Annotated in this window: 12 protein-coding genes; 9 read left to right on the forward strand and 3 right to left on the reverse strand. The window is 73.0% G+C overall.

Going from position 1 to position 15,498, the window contains the following annotated elements:
* Positions 1 to 123: 123 nt before the first annotated feature.
* The 6 genes from OGH68_RS22330 (at position 124) to sucD (ending at position 7,983) form a co-directional block, all read left to right on the forward strand.
* Entirely contained in the window at positions 124 to 549 is a 426-nt protein-coding gene (locus tag OGH68_RS22330) for an MmpS family protein (RefSeq protein ID WP_264246635.1), read from the forward strand.
* A 122-nt stretch (positions 550 to 671) separates the two neighbouring features.
* Positions 672 to 1,784, forward strand: a complete 1,113-nt coding sequence (locus OGH68_RS22335; protein ID WP_264246638.1) for an ATP-binding protein — start codon at positions 672 to 674, stop codon at positions 1,782 to 1,784.
* A complete protein-coding gene (locus tag OGH68_RS22340) occupies positions 1,781 to 4,195 on the forward strand; it encodes a DUF5682 family protein (protein WP_264246641.1) in 2,415 nt (804 codons plus the stop codon). Before OGH68_RS22335 ends, OGH68_RS22340 begins: the two co-directional genes overlap by 4 nt.
* Positions 4,192 to 5,394: a VWA domain-containing protein gene (locus OGH68_RS22345; RefSeq protein ID WP_264246643.1), complete on the forward strand. Its 1,203-nt coding sequence runs from the start codon at positions 4,192 to 4,194 to the stop codon at positions 5,392 to 5,394. The genes OGH68_RS22340 and OGH68_RS22345 overlap by 4 nt, the downstream gene beginning before the upstream one ends.
* A gap of 501 nt (positions 5,395 to 5,895) precedes the next feature.
* The gene (gene sucC, locus OGH68_RS22350; RefSeq protein WP_264246644.1) at positions 5,896 to 7,077 is read left to right on the forward strand and encodes an ADP-forming succinate--CoA ligase subunit beta; all 1,182 of its coding nucleotides are present in this window, start codon (positions 5,896 to 5,898) and stop codon (positions 7,075 to 7,077) included.
* Positions 7,078 to 7,098: 21 nt separating this feature from the next.
* Positions 7,099 to 7,983, forward strand: coding sequence for a succinate--CoA ligase subunit alpha (gene sucD, locus OGH68_RS22355; RefSeq protein WP_264246646.1), 885 nt, complete (start codon positions 7,099 to 7,101; stop codon positions 7,981 to 7,983).
* 74 nt (positions 7,984 to 8,057) lie between these two features.
* On the opposite strand, the gene OGH68_RS22360 is transcribed toward sucD, so the two are convergent.
* Entirely contained in the window at positions 8,058 to 9,230 is a 1,173-nt protein-coding gene (locus tag OGH68_RS22360) for a helix-turn-helix domain-containing protein (RefSeq protein WP_264246648.1), read from the reverse strand.
* Between the two features lie 146 nt (positions 9,231 to 9,376).
* On the opposite strand from OGH68_RS22360, the gene OGH68_RS22365 reads away from it, so the two are divergent.
* A complete protein-coding gene (locus OGH68_RS22365; protein WP_264246650.1) occupies positions 9,377 to 11,197 on the forward strand; it encodes a DUF6350 family protein in 1,821 nt (606 codons plus the stop codon).
* 102 nt (positions 11,198 to 11,299) lie between these two features.
* Here the strand turns inward: OGH68_RS22365 and OGH68_RS22370 are convergent, their stop codons facing one another.
* Positions 11,300 to 12,091 (reverse strand): hypothetical protein, encoded by a 792-nt coding sequence (locus tag OGH68_RS22370; RefSeq protein ID WP_264246651.1) that lies wholly within the window; start codon positions 12,089 to 12,091, stop codon positions 11,300 to 11,302.
* Between the two features lie 237 nt (positions 12,092 to 12,328).
* Here OGH68_RS22370 and purN point away from each other — a divergent pair, with 237 nt between their 5' ends.
* Together purN and purH are read left to right on the forward strand one after the other, a co-directional pair.
* On the forward strand, positions 12,329 to 12,946 hold the full coding sequence (purN, locus tag OGH68_RS22375) for a phosphoribosylglycinamide formyltransferase (RefSeq protein WP_264246653.1): 618 nt from the start codon (positions 12,329 to 12,331) through the stop codon (positions 12,944 to 12,946).
* Positions 12,933 to 14,498 (forward strand): bifunctional phosphoribosylaminoimidazolecarboxamide formyltransferase/IMP cyclohydrolase, encoded by a 1,566-nt coding sequence (gene purH, locus OGH68_RS22380; protein WP_264246655.1) that lies wholly within the window; start codon positions 12,933 to 12,935, stop codon positions 14,496 to 14,498. Before purN ends, purH begins: the two co-directional genes overlap by 14 nt.
* A gap of 107 nt (positions 14,499 to 14,605) precedes the next feature.
* Here purH and OGH68_RS22385 read toward each other — a convergent pair whose 3' ends face one another.
* Positions 14,606 to 14,872, reverse strand: coding sequence for a peptidoglycan-binding domain-containing protein (locus tag OGH68_RS22385; protein WP_264246657.1), 267 nt, complete (start codon positions 14,870 to 14,872; stop codon positions 14,606 to 14,608).
* Between the last annotated feature and the right edge of the window lie 626 nt (positions 14,873 to 15,498).

Raw genomic sequence — 15,498 nt, forward strand, 5'->3', positions numbered from 1 at the left:
CTACGGCCGACCACTGACAATCGCCCCGGCCCGCGAATTGCCCCGCTCCCGCACGCTGTTGGCTTCGTGTCCCCTTTGCTACGTTGAGACGGTCGGCAAACCATGGCATTCGGGGGATACACCATGAAGCGCTCCAACCGCACGGCGCTCCGCGCCGTCACAGCTGTCGGCGTCGTCACCGCCCTGGTCTTCGCCCTCGCCGCGTGCTCCGACGAGGCGGTCGAGCAGATCGACAAGGCGGTCGACGAAACGTACGAGGTGACGTACGAGGTCACGGGCAGGAACGTCGACTCGATCCAGTTCCACGACGGTGGCGGAGATGCGCTGAACCCGAAGATCGAAACGGTGGACAGGCCCACCCTGTCGTGGAAGAAGACGGTGACGCTGCGCGGCATCATGCCCGCGGCCGTGATGCCGGTCGCCGCCGATCCGGCCGGCGCCGAGGTCATGTGCAGGATCACGCACCAGGGCAAGGTGCTCGCGGAGGAGGCGGGGGAGGGGCTGCTGACCTCGGGCGGCTGCGTGGGGGAGTCCCCGGTCGGCGGCTGACCGCCTCCGAGCACCGCGCGTTTCAGTCCTGACCTGCGGTCATGTCGCCGTGCCGGGGCGGCTGTCAGTGGCATGGTGCACGGTTGTCCCCACATCGGGTCGAACGATCTGGAGGGGGATCCATGACCGTGTCAGAAACCGTCGCGACGACCGGAGCCGAGGCCCTGCGGCCACACGCGGAGGAGGCGTTCGCCGACGAACTGCGGGCGCTGGCCGCGCTCGACGACCGCCCGCGGCCGGTGAACTGGCGGATGTCGCCGTGGGCCGTCGCCACTTATCTGCTCGGCGGCACACTCGCCGACGGCACGGTGATCACACCCAAGTACGTGGGGCCCCGCCGGATCGTCGAGGTCGCCGTCACCACGCTCGCCACCGACCGCGCCCTGCTGCTCCTCGGCGTGCCGGGCACCGCGAAGACCTGGGTGTCGGAGCATCTGGCCGCGGCCGTCAGCGGTGACTCGACCCTCCTCGTGCAGGGCACCGCCGGCACCCCCGAGGAGGCCATCCGCTACGGCTGGAACTACGCCCAGCTGCTGGCGCACGGCCCCAGCCGCGACGCGCTCGTCCCCAGTCCGGTCATGCGCGCCATGTCCGAGGGCATGACCGCCCGGGTCGAGGAACTGACCCGTATCCCGGCCGACGTGCAGGACACGCTCATCACGATCCTGTCGGAGAAGACGCTCCCCGTCCCCGAGCTGGGGCAGGAGGTGCAGGCCGTCCGCGGTTTCAACCTCATCGCCACCGCCAACGACCGCGACCGCGGGGTCAACGACCTGTCGAGCGCCCTGCGCCGGCGGTTCAACACCGTCGTGCTGCCGCTGCCCGAGACGCCGGATGCCGAGGTCGACATCGTGTCGCGGCGCGTCGACCAGATAGGGCGCTCCCTCGACCTGCCGGCCGCGCCGGAGGGCCTGGAGGAGATCCGCCGCGTGGTCACGGTCTTCCGCGAGCTGCGCGACGGCGTGTCCACCGACGGCCGCACGAAGATCAAGTCCCCGTCGGGCACGCTGTCGACGGCGGAGGCGATCTCCGTCGTCACCAACGGTCTCGCCCTGGCCGCGCACTTCGGTGACGGCGTGCTGCGGCCGGGGGACGTGGCGGCCGGGATCCTCGGCGCGGTCGTGCGCGACCCGGCGGCCGACCGGGTCGTCTGGCAGGAGTATCTGGAGACCGTGGTGCGCGAGCGGGACGGCTGGAAGGACTTCTACCGCGCCTGCCGCAAGGTGAGCGCATGACCGGCCCGCTCCTGCTCGGAGTCCGCCACCACGGACCGGGCTCGGCCCGGGCGGTGCGGGCCGCGCTGGAGGCGGCCGCGCCCGCGGCCGTACTGATCGAGGGCCCGCCGGAGGGCGACGCCCTGCTGCCGCTGGCCGCCGACGAGCAGATGCGTCCGCCGGTCGCCCTGCTCGCCCACGCCACCGACGACCCGGGCAGAGCCGCGTTCTGGCCGCTGGCCGAGTTCTCCCCCGAGTGGGTGGCGATCCGGTGGGCGCTGGCCAACGACGCCGCGGTGCGCTTCATCGACCTGCCCGCGGCGCACTCGCTCGCGCTGACCGACGAGCCCCACGACGAGCCCCACGACGGGCCAGGGGAGCCCGGCGGGCCCGGGCCGTCCGGGGAGGGGGCACAGGACACCGCGGAGGTACGGGTGGACCCGATCGCGGTGCTCGCCGCCACGGCCGGGTACGACGACCCGGAGCGCTGGTGGGAGGACGTCGTCGAACTGCGCGGCGGCTCCGGACCGGCGGCGTCGTCCGCGGCGGGCGTGCCCGCCCGCCCCGTGAGCGCGGCACCGGCGGACGCGGCGGTGGGTGTCGCCGGCGAGGACGCCGGTCCGTTCGCGCCGTTCGCCGCGCTCGAGGAGGCCATGACCGCCCTCCGGGAGACGTACGGCCACGGCGGACACGACAGGGACCTCGTCCGCGAGGCCCATATGCGGCTCCGGCTCCGCGCTGCCGGAAAGGAGTTCGGGGACAGCGCCGTCGCCGTCGTCTGCGGCGCATGGCACGTCCCGGCGCTGGCGGCGAAGTCGACGGTCACCGCCGACAAGGCCCTCCTCAAGGGGCTTCCCAAGGTCAGAACCGAGACGACCTGGGTGCCCTGGACCCACCGCAGGCTGGCCCGCCGCTCCGGGTACGGCGCGGGCATCGACTCGCCCGGCTGGTACGGGCACCTCTTCGGCGCGCCCGACCGGCCCGTCGAGCGGTGGATGACCAAGGTCGCCCGGCTGCTGCGCGACGAGGACCGCATGGTGTCGTCGGCCCATGTCATCGAGGCCGTCCGGCTCGCCGGGACGCTGGCCGTCATGCGGGGCCGGCCGCTCGCCGGGCTGACCGAGACGGTCGACGCCGTCCGGGCGGTGATGTGCGACGGCTCCGACGTGCCGCTCGACCTCGTCAGGGACCGGCTCATCGTCGGCGACGTCCTCGGGGAGGTCCCCGAGACGGCGCCCGCCGTGCCGCTCCAGCGGGACCTGACCCGGCAGCAGCGCAGCCTGCGGCTCAAACCCGAGGCGCTCGAGCGCGAGCTGGACCTCGACCTGCGCAAGGAGACCGACGCGGCCAGGAGCAGGCTGCTGCACCGGCTGCGGCTGCTCGCGGTCGGCTGGGGCGAACCGGCCACGGGCCGGGGGAGCACCGGCACGTTCCGGGAGAGCTGGCGGCTGCGCTGGGAGCCGGAGCTGTCCGTGAAGGTCGCGGAGGCCGGTGTCTGGGGCACCACGGTGCTCGCCGCCGCCACCGCCAAGGCCGAGGCGCGGGCCGTCTCCACGGCAGCGCTCGCCGAGATCACCGCACTCGCCGAGCAGTGCCTGCTCGCCGAACTGCCCGACGCGCTCCCCGTGGTGATGAGGGCGCTCGCCGACCGGGCCGCTCTCGACGCCGATGTGGGCCGCCTTGCCCAGGCACTCCCCGCGCTGGCCCGTTCCCTGCGGTACGGCGACGTGCGGGGCACCGACACGGCCGCGCTCGGCGAGGTCGCCGCCGGGCTCGCCGAACGGATCTGCGTCGGCCTGCCGCCCGCCTGCACCGGACTCGACGCGGACGGCGCGGCCGGGATGCGCGAACATCTTGACGGCGTGCACACCGCCGTCGGCCTCCTCCCGGACACCGGCGGTACGGGCGAGCGCTGGCGGTCCGTGCTGCACAAACTCGCCATCCGCGACACCGTCCCGGGAGTGATCCGCGGACGCGCGGCCCGGCTGCTGCTGGACGAAGGGCGGCTCGAGGAGGACGAGGCGGCGCGCCTGATGGCTCTCGCGCTCTCCCCGGGCACGCAGCCGGCCGAGGCGGCGGCCTGGATCGAGGGCTTCGTCGGCGGTGCGTCCGGCGGAGGGCTGCTGCTGGTCCACGACGAGCGCCTCCTCGGCCTCGTCGACGCGTGGCTGACCGGCGTACCGGCGGACTCCTTCACCGACGTGCTGCCGCTGCTGCGCCGCACCTTCTCCGCGTACGAACCGGGGGTGCGCCGCACGCTCGGCGAGCTCGTCCGGCGAGGGCCGGGGGCGGCGGAAGGGCCGGCGCGGACGGACGCCGCCGCACCGGGCTTCGGGCCCGGCCTCGACACGGCGCGCGCGGACGCGGTGCTCCCCGTGCTGCGGCTGCTGCTCGGCATCGACGACAACGACCTGGCGGGGGTGGCCCGATGACTGCGGACACGAGCACGCACACGGACGACGAGCGGCTGCGGCGGTGGCGGCTGGTGCTCGGCGGCGAGTCCGGCGCGGACGGCACCGGCCGCGCGCTCACCGGCACGGACGCGGCGATGGACGGAGCGCTCACCTCCCTGTACGGCGGCAGGGGCGCAGGCACGGGTACGGGATCCGGCAGCAGGGACCGCGGTGGCGCCAGGTCGGCGGGGCTCGGCGCCTCCGCGCCGTCGGTCGCCCGGTGGCTGGGCGACATCCGCACGTACTTCCCCAGCTCGGTCGTCCAGGTCATGCAGCGCGACGCGATAGACCGGCTCGGCCTCTCCGCCCTGCTGCTGGAACCGGAGATGCTCGAGGCCGTCGAGGCGGACGTACACCTCGTCGGCACCCTGCTCTCCCTCAACAAAGCCATGCCGGAGACGACGAAGGAGACCGCCCGGGCCGTGGTCCGCAAGGTCGTCGACGAACTGGAGAAGAAGCTCGCCACCCGCACCCGGTCGACGCTCACCGGCGCGCTCGACCGCTCGGCGAGGATCAGCCGGCCGCGCCACCGTGACATCGACTGGGACCGCACGATCCGGGCGAATCTGGGGAACTACCTGCCGGAGTACAACACCGTCGTCCCCGAGCGGCTCATCGGCTACGGCCGCGCGTCGCAGGCGGTGAAGAAGGAGGTCGTGCTCTGCATCGACCAGTCCGGATCGATGGCCGCGTCCGTCGTCTACGCGTCGGTGTTCGGCGCCGTGCTGGCCTCGATGCGCTCCATCGCGACCCGGCTCGTCGTCTTCGACACGGCGGTCGTCGACCTGACCGACCAGCTGGACGACCCGGTGGACGTCCTGTTCGGCACCCAGCTGGGCGGTGGGACCGACATCAACAGGGCGCTGGCGTACTGCCAGTCGCAGATCACCCGCCCCGCCGACACCGTCGTCGTACTGATCAGCGACCTCTACGAGGGCGGAATCCGCGACGAGATGCTGAAGCGGGTGGCGGCGATGAAGGCGTCCGGGGTGCAGTTCGTCACTCTGCTGGCACTCTCCGACGAAGGTGCGCCGGCCTACGACCGTGAGCACGCGGCAGCCCTCGCGGCACTCGGGGCACCGGCGTTCGCCTGTACCCCGGACCTCTTTCCGGATGTCATGGCGGCAGCCATCGAAAAGCGACCGCTCCCGATACCGGACGTGGCTGCCCACCGCTAGCAGCACGCGTCCGGTACCGGGCCCGTCACCGGACCGGCCCACGGCGTGGCCATTGCGACGAACGTCACGGGCGACGCCGCGCCGCTCGCCGGAAACACGGCCGGCCGGGCGCGGGGCGTCGTGTCCGACGCGACACCGGGCTCCCTGCCGTACGGCATCCGGGCAATGGCCCGGTCAGGCACCTGTCAGGTGTCTGACCAGGTGTCCAGCGCCGGCCGGGACGTCCCCGCGGTCACTTGGGCGTCACTGCCACGCCTCGGTACGGGGCCGCGCCGGCCCGGTCCGTCCGCCCCGCCGGGGCGGAATCTGTGACCGTAATCACCGCTCGGGTGTGATCTGCGATTTAGGGGCGAACGTCCGGCGGGGATAACCTGCCAGGCGGACATGCCGCGCCCACGGACACCGTGTGTGCCTCCCTTGTGACAGACGCAGTCACGTTGCCCTTCGCGGCACGCCCACGCAGACAACGAACCGCGATCATCAGAAAAGGGACGGACGCGCGTGGACCTGTTCGAGTACCAGGCGAGGGACCTCTTCGCCAAGCACGGTGTACCGGTGCTGGCCGGTGAAGTCATCGACACGCCTGAGGCGGCGCGCGAGGCCACCGAGCGGCTGGGCGGCAAGTCGGTCGTCAAGGCGCAGGTGAAGGTCGGTGGCCGCGGCAAGGCCGGCGGCGTCAAGCTGGCCGCCAGCCCGGACGAGGCTGTCGCCCGTGCGACGGACATCCTCGGGATGGACATCAAGGGCCACACGGTCCACAAGGTGATGATCGCGGAGACCGCTCCGGAAATCGTCGAGGAGTACTACGTCTCGTACCTCCTCGACCGCACCAACCGCACCTTCCTGGCCATGGCCTCCGTCGCCGGCGGCATGGACATCGAGGAGGTCGCCGCGACGACCCCCGAGAAGCTGGCGAAGGTCCCGGTCGACGCCAACGAGGGCGTCTCCATCGAGAAGGCCCGCGAGATCGTCGCGCAGGCTCAGTTCCCGGCCGAGGTCGCCGAGAAGGTCGCCGAGATCCTGGTGACCCTGTGGAAGACCTTCATCGCCGAGGACGCGCTCCTCGTCGAGGTCAACCCGCTGGCCAAGGTCGCGAGCGGTGAGGTCCTCGCCCTCGACGGCAAGGTGTCCCTCGACGAGAACGCCGACTTCCGCCAGCCGGAGCACGAGGCCCTCGAGGACAAGGCCGCAGCCAACCCGCTCGAGGCTGCCGCCAAGGCCAAGAACCTCAACTACGTCAAGCTCGACGGCGAGGTCGGCATCATCGGCAACGGCGCGGGTCTGGTCATGTCGACCCTCGACGTCGTCGCCTACGCCGGTGAGGCCCACGGCAACGTGAAGCCCGCCAACTTCCTCGACATCGGCGGCGGCGCCTCCGCCGAGGTCATGGCGAACGGCCTCGAGATCATCCTCGGCGACCCGGACGTCAAGTCCGTGTTCGTCAACGTCTTCGGTGGCATCACCGCCTGCGACGAGGTCGCCAACGGCATCGTCCAGGCCCTCCAGCTCCTCGCCTCCAAGGGCGAAGAGGTCACCAAGCCGCTGGTCGTGCGCCTCGACGGCAACAACGCGGAGCTGGGTCGCAAGATCCTCTCCGACGCCAACCACCCGCTGGTGCAGCGTGTGGACACCATGGACGGTGCGGCCGACAAGGCCGCCGAGCTCGCCGCTGCGGCCAAGTAAGGGAAGAGGGACTGTAGAACCATGGCTATCTTCCTGAACAAGGACAGCAAGGTCATCGTCCAGGGCATGACCGGTGCCACGGGCATGAAGCACACCAAGCTCATGCTGGGTGACGGCACCAACATCGTCGGCGGCGTGAACCCGCGCAAGGCCGGCACGTCCGTCGACTTCGACGGCACCGAGGTACCGGTCTTCGGCACCGTCGCCGAGGCGATGGAGAAGACGGGCGCGAACGTCTCCGTCCTCTTCGTGCCGCCGGCCTTCGCCAAGGCCGCCGTGGTCGAGGCCATCGACGCCGAGATCCCGCTCGCGGTCGTCATCACCGAGGGCATCGCCGTCCACGACTCCGCCGCCTTCTGGGCGTACGCGAAGTCCAAGGGCAACAAGACCCGCATCATCGGCCCGAACTGCCCCGGTCTCATCACGCCGGGCCAGTCCAACGCCGGCATCATCCCGGGCGACATCACCAAGCCCGGCCGCATCGGTCTCGTGTCCAAGTCCGGCACGCTGACCTACCAGATGATGTACGAGCTCCGTGACATCGGCTTCTCCTCCGCCGTCGGCATCGGTGGCGACCCGGTCATCGGTACGACGCACATCGACGCGCTCGCCGCGTTCGAGGCCGACCCCGACACCGACCTGATCGTCATGATCGGTGAGATCGGCGGCGACGCCGAGGAGCGTGCGGCCGACTTCATCAAGGCCAACGTCACCAAGCCGGTCGTCGGCTACGTCGCGGGCTTCACCGCCCCCGAGGGCAAGACCATGGGCCACGCCGGCGCCATCGTCTCCGGCTCCTCCGGCACCGCGGCGGCCAAGAAGGAGGCCCTCGAGGCCGCGGGCGTCAAGGTCGGCAAGACGCCGACCGAGACGGCCAAGCTGGCGCGCGCGATTCTCGCCGGCTGACCTTCCGCAGTACATGTGTGGGCCCGCCCCCGGTCACCCGGGGCGCGGGCCCGCGCGCGTACCGGCGCGGCCGCTCAGTCCGGCATCGGCACCAGGCGCTCCGGTCCGCCGCTCACCGTGTCGCGCAGCGCCCTGTCCTCGGCCGTCAGCACGTGCGGGCCGTGCTGGGGCGCGGGCACGCCTTCGATCTGCCGGGCCGCCGACATCGGCGGTTCGTACTGTCGCGGGGCGGTGATCACCGTGAAGACGGTGGCCGCGGCAATCAGCGCGGTCGCCGTGGCGACCGTCCGCGTCCACGTCCGCGCCCGGCGCTCGCAGTCGCTGCGCACGGTGCACGCCGGCGTCGTGAGCGGCTCGGGCCCGGCGCCGGACAGTGCCCGCAACCGGTCCCGCAGCAGGCTCGTGTCCGCCAGTTCGGGGAGCCGTTCGGCCAGTGCCTCGCGCGCGTGCAGAAGACGGTTGGCGGCGGCCCGGGTGCTGGCCTCCGTCTCGGCCGCGGTCTCCGGCAGGCCGAGCCCCAGGCCGTCGTGGAGCAGCAGGGTGCGGCGGTAGGCCGGGGCGAGTTCCTGGAACGCTTCGAGAAGTGAGCCCCGGGGGTCGTCCGCGGGCAGCTCGTCGGGGTAGCGGTGGACGGCCCGCAGCCGGTTCCACGGGGACATGGCGTACTCGTACGCGACGGCCCGCACCCAGCCCGCCGGGTCGCGGTCCATGGCGACCTCCGGCCAGCGCTGCCAGGCGAGGTGGAACGCGTGCTCGACCGACTCGAGGGAGAGCCGGCGGCGGCCGCTGAGCAGATACGTCTGGCGTACGAGCCCCGGGGCAGCACTCTCGTACAGCGCGTCGAATGCCTCCTCCGGCCCGGGCGCGGGCGGCCGCGGCGCCACCAGGACGGGAACGGCGGCGGGAACGGGGACGGGGCGGTCCGTCGCGGCCGGGGCGTCGACGGCGGCGGGCCGGGACTCCGGCGGCCGTTCCCCGGCCCCGGGAGCAGAGGGTGCGCGGCCCCGGTCCACGGGCGGCTGCTCTTCCTGTGCGGCGAACGACCCGAGCAGCCTCGCGTACGTCTCACGCTTGCGCCCCCTGGGGTTCGTCCGCCCGGTCTCCCAGGAACGGACCGTCACCCGGGTGACGCCGACGGCCGTCGCCACGGCGTCCTCCGAGAGCGACCTGGCCTCCCGGAGCCTGCGCCGCTCCTTCGGAGGCGGCAGGGGGATGCCGGATCCGGAGCGGGTGGTGCTCTTGGTCATGACGGGCCCCCAGCGGCACAGCACTCGACGAAAAAGCACATAAACGTATCTTGAGCGACACATCGGTCGTTGGCTCGTTACACGGATAAAGCGCGTGTCGTTGGCAGCATGGCCGCGTGACCCAAGTGACCGGACAGAGCCCCCCGATGCCGCAAACACCTGTCGCCGTGCAGGGCGGCACATCGGTCGCGCTGGTCGCCTCGCTGGTGCGCGGCGCGACGGCCGCCGGACTCGGGCTCGGACTGATCACCGTGTTCGTGATGGTGATGTGGGTCAGCTCGCCCTTCCTGGACAGCGACCCGGGCGACGCGCTGCGTGTCGCGGCGGCGCTGTGGCTGCTGGCCCACGGCACCGAACTCGTACGGGCGGACACCCTCACGGGAGCCCCCGCACCCATGGGGGTCGTGCCGCTGCTCCTCGTCGCCCTGCCGGTCTGGCTGGCGCACCGCGCGGCGCGCGACGCGCTGGAGCCGGACCCGGGCCGGCCGAGGCCGTCGGCGTGGAGCGCGCCGACGATGGTGGCCAGCGGGTACGTGCTGGTCGGAGCGCCGGTCGTGCTCTACGCCGCGGGTGGCACCTTCGCCGCGGACCCGCTGAGCGCGCTGTTCCATCTGCCGCTCGTGACGCTCCTGGCGGCGGCCTCCGGTGCGTGGAGCGCGAGCGGACGTCCGCTCGGCCCGCTGCCGTCATGGGTGCCGCAGGGACTGCGGGTCGCCCTGGCCCGCACCAGGGTCGCGGCCGCCCTGCGGTCCGCCGGCGCGGGTGTGCTCGCGCTGCTCGGCGGTGGTGCGGTACTGGTCGTGACCTCGGCGGTCTGGCACGGGCGGGCGGCGCAGGAGTCGTTCCTGACGTTGTCGGGGGAGTGGTCGGGCCGGGCGGCGATCGCGCTGCTGGCGCTGGCGCTGTTGCCCAACGCGGCGGTCTGGGGCGCCGCCTACGGCCTGGGGCCCGGCTTCGCCCTCGGCACGGGCGCGACGGCCACACCGCTCGCCCTGGCCGGCACGCCCGCCGTGCCCGACTTCCCCCTGCTCGCGGCGGTACCGGAACAGGGGCCCGGCACACCGCTGCACTGGGCGGCCGCCGCGGTTCCGGTCGTCGCGGCGGCGGTGGTCGCCTGGTTCACGGTGGGCGCGGCGGCGCCTCGGTACGGGGCCCGCGAGACGGCCTGGCGGTCCGGCCAGACCGCGCTCACGGCCGCGCTCGGCGCGGTCGGCTGCGCCGGGCTCACGGCCGTGCTCGCCGCGTCGTCCGGCGGCCCGCTCGGCACGGGCCGGCTCGCCGCGTTCGGGCCCGTGTGGTGGGCGGCCGGCCTCGCGGCGCTGGCCTGGACCGCCGGCTTGGGCGTCCCGCTGGCGCTGGCCCTGCGGGCCTGGCGCCTGCGGACGCCGGTGCGGGGGTGGTGGCGTGGGCTGCTGCCCCGGCGGTCCGCGGAGGCTGCCGACGGGGCGCCGCGGTGGTGGCGTGGGCTGCTGCCCCGGCGGTCCGCCGAGGCTGCCGACGGGGCGCCGGCGGCGGTCCCCGTGGCGCCCGTCGCCGAGTCCCCGGCGCCGGACACGGACGTCGGCGCGGACCTGGACACGGAGCTGGGCGCTGACCTCGGCGCGGACTCCGGCAGGGAGCTCGGCACGGGCCTCGACGCCGGGTCCGGCACCGGGTCCGGTCTCCTCGACGACGAGAGCGAGCTGTACGACTTCCTGCCGGTGGACACGTGTGCCGAGCGCGCGCCCCGCAAGGACCGCTGGGCGGCGCTGAAGGAGTCCTCCGGAGGGCTGATGCCGGACTTCCCGCCGATGCCTGTGCCGACGCCGACGCCGAGGCCGACGCCGACGCCCGACGTCGGGACCGAGACCGGGCCCGAGTCCGGGCCGGCGGTGCCACCCGTTCCCGCCCGGCCCGAGGGCGACGAGGACACCTCCCGGACACCCGAGCCGCCGCACGAGCCGACGGAGGACGACGGCTCCCGGTAGCAACCGCCGGTCCGGGACGGAGCACACGGGCCGGACGCGCGCCCGGACGGCGGCCTGAGGCCCGCTACGAGCGCGAGGGCCCGGACGGCCGCGTGGGACCTGCTATTCCTTCACGCCCAGAATGCCCCGCAGGGGCTCGGGAAGTTCCTCGTTGCAGGCGAGCTGACCGGACTTGGTCAGCGCGTCGTTCACACAGGTGTAGTAGTCGCGGTAGACCAGCTGTGCCGTGAACGACGCGGCCACGATCAGCAGCGCGATGCTCGCCATCACCAGGCCGCTCACGGCCGCCGTGATCTGCGGCCTGTTCGACGCGGCAGGAGCGGACGCCGACGCGTGCGACGGCGGGGGCGGGGGGTTCGACGGCGTGCCCCCCGTCGTCAGGGCGCCGGCGGACACCCGGCTCCCGGGCTTGGCGCGCAGGGAGCTGATGCTCCAGTACAGCGCGAGCGCCCCCAGCAGCAGAGCGATCTCGGGGAAGTCGAACAGTGCGAAGAAGAACGCCCACATACCCGACAGCAGCGCGTACCGGGCGCGGCGCTGCGCCGGGTCCGTCGGGTCCCAGCGCAGGCCACCGGGCCCGCCGGGTCCGCCGTTCCCGCCAGGACCGCTCTGCCCGGAGCCCGGGCGGCCGCCGAAGCCGCCGCCCGAACGGCCGGGTTGACGGCTGCTCCACCGGCCACCGCGGCCTGATCCCGACCCCGGTCCGGAGTCGCGGTCGGAGCCGTCGGAACCGGAGGGGTCGGAGGACGAGGAGTCGTCGTTCGACGAGGGGTGGCGCGGCTGCCACGGCTGGTCGGGCCTGCCCTCCGGCGGCGGCGCGAAGGGGTTGTTGTCGTCCGTGGACTGGCGCTCCCGCGGCAGCAGGAGGTCCGTACGACGGCGTCGGTCCGGCATCTGGTGAACGTCTTCCCCTCGTCATGCCCGTGATCGGGTCCGTCTGGGCGCGGTCCCTGCCCCCAGACGCTACCTTCCGGCCACGCCCCCGTCCCGCGGGGGCCGTTCTGTGTGCCGGTATCGTTGCTGACGGTCGACCTCTTCGTAGAGTTCCCCGTATCAGGGGATGCGACGCGTTTGTACGACCGCACAAAGTCGCACCGTAAGCCGCACCGTAACGCGAAAAGAGTTCCTCCCGTGGCTGCCGCCCGCCTCGTCGTCCTGGTCTCCGGATCGGGCTCGAATCTCCAGGCCCTGCTCGACGCGATCGCCGCCGATCCCGAAGGATTCGGGGCGGAAGTCGTCGCCGTGGGCGCCGACCGCGGCGAGATCGCCGGTCTCGAACGCGCCCGGCGCGCCGGGCTGCCGACCTTCGTCTGCCGGGTGAAGGACTTCGCCACCCGTGAGGAGTGGGACGCCGCCCTGACCGAGGCCACCGCCGCGTACGAGCCCGACCTCGTCGTCTCGGCCGGCTTCATGAAGATCGTGGGGAAGGAATTCCTCGCACGGTTCGGCGGGCGCATCGTCAACACGCACCCCGCGCTGCTGCCCAGTTTCCCCGGTGCCCACGGAGTGCGGGACGCGCTCGCGTACGGCGCGAAGGTCACCGGATGCACCGTCCACTTCGTCGACGACGGCGTCGACACCGGACCGATCATCGCCCAGGGCGTGGTCGACGTACGGGACACGGACGACGAAGACGCTCTCCACGAGCGCATCAAGGAAGTCGAGCGATCGCTGCTCGTCGAGGTCGTGGGGCGTCTCGCCCGGCACGGCTACCGCATTGAGGGACGAAAGGTTCATGTCGGTGAATAAGTCGGGTAACAAGCCCATCCGTCGCGCACTGGTCAGCGTCTACGACAAGACGGGTCTTGAGGAGCTTGCCCGCGGGCTGCACGAGGCCGGTGTCGAGCTCGTGTCCACCGGCTCGACCGCCTCGAAGATCGCCGCCGCCGGTGTCCCCGTGACCAAGGTCGAGGAGCTGACCGGCTTCCCCGAGTGCCTGGACGGCCGCGTCAAGACGCTGCACCCCCGCGTCCACGCCGGCATCCTCGCCGACCTGCGCCTGGACGCGCACCGCGAGCAGCTCGCCGAGCTGGGCGTGGAGCCGTTCGACCTGGTCGTGGTGAACCTGTACCCGTTCAAGGAGACCGTCGCCTCCGGCGCGAGCCCCGACGAGTGCGTCGAGCAGATCGACATCGGCGGCCCGTCCATGGTCCGCGCCGCCGCCAAGAACCACCCGTCCGTGGCGGTCGTCACCAGCCCCGCCCGCTACGCGGACGTGCTCGCGGCCGTCCGCGAGGGGGGCTTCGACCTGCCGGCGCGGGGGCGGCTCGCCGCGGAGGCCTTCCAGCACACCGCCGCGTACGACGTGGCCGTCGCCTCCTGGTTCGCGTCCTCGTACGCGCCCGCCGACGAGAGTGGCTTCCCCGACTTCCTGGGCGCCACCTGGGAGCGCGAGAACGTGCTGCGCTACGGCGAGAACCCGCACCAGCCCGCCGCGCTCTACACCTCCGGCAGCGGCGGCCTCGCACAGGCCGAGCAGCTGCACGGCAAGGAGATGTCCTACAACAACTACACGGACACCGACGCCGCGCGCCGTGCCGCGTACGACCACTCCGAGCCCTGTGTCGCGATCATCAAGCACGCCAACCCGTGCGGCATCGCCATCGGCGCGGACGTCGCCGAGGCGCACCGCAAGGCGCACGCCTGCGACCCGCTGTCCGCCTTCGGCGGTGTGATCGCCGTCAACCGCCCGGTGTCCGTGGCGATGGCCGAGCAGGTCGCCGAGATCTTCACCGAGGTCATCGTCGCGCCCGGTTACGAGGACGGCGCGGTCGAGGTCCTGGCCAAGAAGAAGAACATCCGCGTGCTGCGGGCCGACGGTGCCCCGGCGAACCCGGTGGAGCTCAAGCCCATCGACGGCGGCGCGCTGCTCCAGGTCACCGACCGCCTCCAGGCCGAGGGCGACGACCCGGCCGGCTGGACGCTCGCCACCGGCGAGGCGCTGTCCGCCGACGAGCTCGCCGAGCTGGCCTTCGCCTGGAAGGCGTGCCGCGCGGTCAAGTCCAACGCGATCCTGCTCGCCAAGGGCGGTGCTTCCGTGGGCGTCGGCATGGGCCAGGTCAACCGGGTCGACTCCGCCAAGCTGGCGGTCGAGCGGGCCGGTGAGGAGCGGGCGCAGGGCTCGTACGCTGCCTCCGACGCGTTCTTCCCGTTCCCCGACGGTCTGGAGATCCTGACCGCGGCGGGCGTCAAGGCCGTCGTGCAGCCGGGTGGTTCGGTCCGTGACGAGCTGGTCGTCGAGGCGGCGAAGAAGGCCGGCGTGACGATGTACTTCACGGGGACGCGGCACTTCTTCCACTGATGCGCCCCGTCGGACCGCCGCATGCCGCGGCGGTCCGGCAGCGGTGGCCCGCCCCCGCACGGGGGCGGGCCACCATGTCGTTCGGGAGGGCCGCACGCGGCCGGTGGTCAGGTCCGCTCGCGCAGTGCGCCCCAGGTGTCGGGGCCGACCACACCGTCGACGAGGAGCCCCTTGTCGCCGTAGCGCGTGATCGTGGTGCCGGAGTAGTGGGTGCACTGCGAGATCCACGCCGGTGCGACCGGTTTGGGCGTGGTCCCGGCCGGGCCGGGGTGACACCGGGCCGCGGCGCGGCCGTCTCGCGGCCGGGAGCGGAGCTGTCGACGGCCGTCGGCGACAGGGAGGACGCGGACCGCACGGGGTGGTCGGCGGCCCATGCGCAGGACTCCTCGGCGCCCCGCCCCCTCGCAGACGTGGGCCGGCACGGCGGGCCCGGGCAGTGTCGATCTGCTCGCCGTAGCGGTCGCGCAGCTTGTTCACGTAGTGCGCTTCGCGCTCCGCGCCGATCGCACGCAGACGCACCCGGCGCGCGCACTCGGCGTCTGCCACGGCGATGGCGGTCTCCGCATCGAACGCGGCGTCCGCGGGCTGCTCAAGGGCGATGTCGACGGCGGCCTGCCTGACGTCGCCCGGGCCGCAGTACGGGTGGCCCTCGGCCCGCATGCACCGGGACCAGGCCGCCAGCGCGGCGGCGAACCGCTCGTCCTGCATCAGGTCGGGGACGTACGACGGCGTACGTCGCCGTGCGGCTGTAGTTGCTGAGCGACCAGTACGTGTCCGTCGCGGTGATCCGGCCCGCACAGCGCGAGACGCCGCCGTGCGGAATGGTCAGCAGGGAGTGCGTACCGGCCGATGCTCCCCCGGCCGAAGCGGAGGGTCTCTCCAGGCGACAGCCATACCGGGCCCCGGCACCACGATGATGGTGTACATGAACTCATCCCTTCCCCCAAGGTGCCGCCGTGAGGGTAGGGAACGCCGATAAACATCTGCATGACATGCAGGC

It is taken from the genome of Streptomyces peucetius, assembly GCF_025854275.1.
In the GTDB taxonomy this organism is placed as follows: domain Bacteria; phylum Actinomycetota; class Actinomycetes; order Streptomycetales; family Streptomycetaceae; genus Streptomyces; species Streptomyces peucetius_A.